Origin of the sequence: Bradyrhizobium sp. OK095, assembly GCF_900109945.1 — a bacterium.
GTDB lineage: Bacteria > Pseudomonadota > Alphaproteobacteria > Rhizobiales > Xanthobacteraceae > Bradyrhizobium.
In genome coordinates, this window is sequence record NZ_FOBX01000035.1 from 1 (window position 1) to 4,508 (window position 4,508).

Here is a 4,508-nt window from a genome sequence, read left to right on the forward strand (position 1 = left end):
GCTCTCCATCGCCTCGCGTCCGACCTGCATTGTGAAGGCGAGATCGGCGAGGTCGGGGCTGTTGCCGGTTTCCAGAGCGCTGCTGACGAAGGCGAGCAGCGAGGCGGCGTATTGCTTGAGCTGCTCCTCGGTTCGCGCGGATAGCGGGACCAGATATGGACCGTTCGTGGCAGCTGCTGCCGGGCTCTGCGGCAGCTCCGGCGCCTGCTCCAGGATGGCGTGGGTGTTGGTGCCACCGATGCCGAACGAGCTCACCGCCGCCCGGCGCGGCTGGTCGCTCGGGGCGAAGTCGGTCGCAGTCGCGGCGATGTAGAACGGCGAGTTGATCAGATCCAGATGCGGACTGGCGTCGTGATAGTTGATCGTCGGCGGGATCTTGCCGTGCTGCAGCGCCAGCGCCGCCTTGATGGTGCCGGCGAGCCCGGCGGCGACATCGAGATGGCCGATATTGCTCTTCACCGAGCCAAGGCCGCAGAACTGCGCCTTGTCGGTGTGCTTGCGGAACGCCTGGCTCAGCGCCGCAAACTCGATGGGATCGCCAAGCGAGGTCCCGGTGCCGTGCGCCTCGACATAGCCGATCGTCTGCGGATCGACGCTACTGGCCGCAAACGCACGCCCGATCACCTCGGCCTGCCCCTGCACGCTCGGCGCATAGAAGCCGGCCTTGCCCGTCCCGTCATTGTTGACCGCAACGCCGCGGATCAGCGCATAGATGTGATCGCCGTCCGCGACCGCGTCCTCCGCCCGCTTCAACAGCAGGACCGCGACCCCTTCGCCCCCGATCATGCCGTCCGCTTTGGCGTCGAACGTCTTGACGTGGCCGTCGGAGGCGAAGTTCAACCCTTCCTGATAGACGTAGCCGGCAGAGCTACCGGCCCCAAGTGCTGCTGCCGCCACCAGCGCGTGCCTCGCATCACCCAGCAAGATGCTCCGGTAGGCGGTGTGCAGGGCGATCAGCGAGGATGAGCAGTTCGAGTGAACCGCATAGCTCGGCCCCCGCAGCCCCAGCCTGTAGGAGATGGTGGTCGGAACCGTGCCGCTCTGCGACAGCAGCCAGGCCTGGTAGTGATCGTAATTGTCCAACACACCGGCCTTGTTGGCCGAGGCGAACAGCCTGGCGCCGTAGAAGCTGTTGCTGGTCGACGCAAACACACCCGTATCGGGGAGATCCGACGGGACATAGCCGGCATCCTCGATCGACCACCACGCATGCTGCAGCAGAAGCCGCAGTTGCGGATCCATCAAGGCGGCGTCCTTCGGCGAGATCTTGAAGAACGCCGGATCGAACAGATCCTTGCCCGCAATCGTCGAGCGCACCGGAACGTAGCGCGGATTGTCCATGATCTGCTCGGGCACGCCGAGCTGGCGCAGCTCGGCCGCGGTGAGAACCTCCACGCCTTCCTTGCCTGAGATCAGATTGTCCCAGAACTGACGATGGTTCTCCGCGCCCGGCACGTGGCACGAGATCCCGATGATCGCCACGCTCGAGCGATAGTAGTCGGGGTGGCCGGCGACGCTGCCATGCTCCACCCGTGTCTCATTGCGTAAATGCATGACCGCATCGGCTTGCTGTTCCGTCTCGCGGCTGGCCCCCGCATCCGCCGTTGCAGCGGCAACGTAGCGTCCGATCGCCCCGATGCTGGCGTACTCGAACAGGCGCGTCACATCGAAGTCGACTGCAAAACCGTCACGGATGCGGGCCGCCAGCGTCACCGCAAGGATGGAATCGCCGCCGCTCTCGAAGAAGCCGTCGTCGGCATCGACGTCCTCGCGATCGAGAACGCTGCGCCAGATCGCGACAACCCGACGCTCGATCTCGCTTGCAGATCGACGGCTGGCCGGGGCCTTGCGCTCCTGACCGACCCGGAGCTGCGCCAGCCCCTTGTGATCGACCTTGCCGTTCGGTGTCAGCGGGATCTCGTCCAGCGGCGAGAAGAACGCCGGGATCATGTAATCCGGCAGCGTGACCTTCAGATGCTCCCGCAGCTGGTCCGCGGCCGGCGCCTGACCATGGCCTGTGTCCCAGACATAGAACGCGATCAACCGACTGCGCTCTTCCGAGGCCTGCAGCACCACCGCGCAATGGCGGATACCGCCATAGCTTGCAAGCCTGGCCTCGATCTCACCCGGCTCGATCCGATAACCCCGCAGCTTGATCTGGCCGTCCAGCCGGCCAAGATATTCGACCTCGCCAATCACCAGCCATCGCGCCATGTCCCCGGTGCGGTACAGCCTTGCTCCCGGCGTGAAGGGATCTTCGACGAAGCGCTCTTCCGTCAACTCCGGCCTGTTGTGATAGCCACGTGCCACACCAGCGCCGCCAATGCACAGCTCGCCCGCAACGCCAACCGGCACCGGGCGAAGATGGCTGTCGAGGACGTAGACTTGCGTATTGGCGATCGGACGGCCGATGCTGATCGGGCCATTCCCGCTCACCCGCCACGCCATCGACCAGATCGTCGTCTCGGTCGGGCCGTACATGTTCCAGGCTTCAGAGCCGCTCGCAACGAAGCTCTGCCGCAGCGTCTCGCCCAGCGCTTCGCCGCCACAGACGATCCGCACCCCCTCCTCGTTGCGCCAGCCCGAGCGGAACAGCATGGTCCAGGTCGCAGGCGTCGCCTGCATCACCGTCGGCTTGCTGGCCCGGATGACCCGCTTGAGCTTCTCGACGTCGCCTGCCACATCGCTCGGGCAGATCTCGCAGCAGCCTCCCACCAGCAACGGGCCGAACAGCTCAAAGCCCGCGATGTCGAAGCAGTAGGTCGTCACTGCCAGCAGCCGGTCCTCGCTGCGCAAGCCGGGCTCCCGGATCATCGACGTCAACAGATTGGTCAGCGCCCGATGCGGGATCATCACACCCTTCGGCAGGCCCGTGCTGCCCGAGGTGTACATGACATAAGCGAGATCGTCGGGGCTTGCGTTACCAGCGCCGACTTCCGCCTGCACATCCGCCGGCGCCGTCTCGCCCCCGCTCCAGTCGAGATCGATCGCGACGATCGCAGTCTCCGCCGCCACCCACAGGCCCAGTTCGCCGAGCAGCTCCGATTGCGTCAGCAGCAGCGAGACGCCGCTGTCCGACAGGATATGTTGCAGCCGTTCGCGCGGATGGCTCGGATCCAGCGGCACATATGCACCGCCCGCCTTCAGGATCGCCAGCAACCCGACAAGCATCTCCAGCGAGCGTCCAACGCAAATCCCGACCAGTCGATCCGGCCCGACCCCGCGCTGGCGCAGATATCCAGCCAGCACGCTGCTGCGCCGATCCAGCTCACGATAGCTGAGCGAAGTCTCGCCGCACCTCACCGCGACCGCATCGGGGGTCCGCCGCGCCTGCCCGGCGAACAGCTCATGGACACAGACACGATCGGGATAATCGGCCTGCGTCGCGTTCCACGCCCGCACCAGCTGACCTTGCTCGGCCTCCGTCAGCAGCGCGTAATCGCCAAGCGCCGCCGACGGCCGTTCGACCACCGCCTCAGCCAGGCTCACATAGTGGCCCATCATCCGCTCGATCGTCGCCGCGTCGAACAGATCAGGATTGTATTTGAGATGAAGCTGGAAGCCGCCATCGCCCTCGAACACATCCAGCGCCAGCTCGTACTCGCCTTCCTGGTTCAGACCCGGCACCGGCTCCAGCTGCAATGTCTCGCCATGAGACCTCACCAGCTCCCCAAAGCCCGCCACATCAAAGTTGTTCTGATAGGTGAAGGCCACCTGGAAGATCGGCGCCACGCCGGGCACACGCGGTGTCTTCAACTCACGCACCAACATCGGGAACGGATAGACGCTGTGGTCCAAGCAATCGGCCATGCAGCCCTGCAGCGCTGCCGCATGCTCCGACCACGGACGGCCGCGATCGACGCGCATGCGCACCGGCACCATGTTGATGAAGTAGCCGATCAGGTCCCTGAACTCGGGCCGCGGCCGCGTCGCAACCGACATCCCCACCACGATGTCCTCCTCGCCCGCGTAGCGGCTCAGCAGCAGCTGATAGAGGCCAAGGAACAGGGTCGCCGGCGTGATCCGCAGCTCCCGCGCCAACGCGGCAAGACCTTCCTTCAGGGCGCCGCCGATGCGCCGCGTATGGGTTTGCCCGATCGCCGCTGATGCCATCCGCCGCGGATGATCGCTCGGCAATGTCAGCACCGCCGGCGCGCTCGCCAGATGCTGCTTCCAATAGGCAAGGTGCTCCGCCGCCGCGGGACCCGACAGCATCTGCCGCTCCCACCCGACGAAGTCGGCATAGCTCGCTGCCGGCTCCTCCGTCGACGGCGCGCGGCCGTTCCGTAGCAACGCTTCGTAGGTCTGCACCAATTGCCGCAGGAACGGCACCAACGAACCGGCGTCGAACGCGATATGATGCACCACGATCAGGATGATGGTCTTGTCCTCGCGGTTCAGCAGGTGGACCCGCAGCAGCGGACCGCGCTCCAGCACGAACGGCTCCTTCGCTCGCCGACGCAGATGCGCAAGCAGCTCGTCATCCGCAAACCCGGAGATATCTTCCT

The 4,508-nt window shown here is 65.6% G+C and carries 1 protein-coding gene; it reads right to left on the reverse strand.

The window, feature by feature from the left end; genetic code table 11:
- Window positions 1-4,508 (reverse strand): non-ribosomal peptide synthetase (locus BMW89_RS37025; RefSeq protein WP_143062893.1); only part of this gene is annotated, 4,508 nt, incomplete at both ends.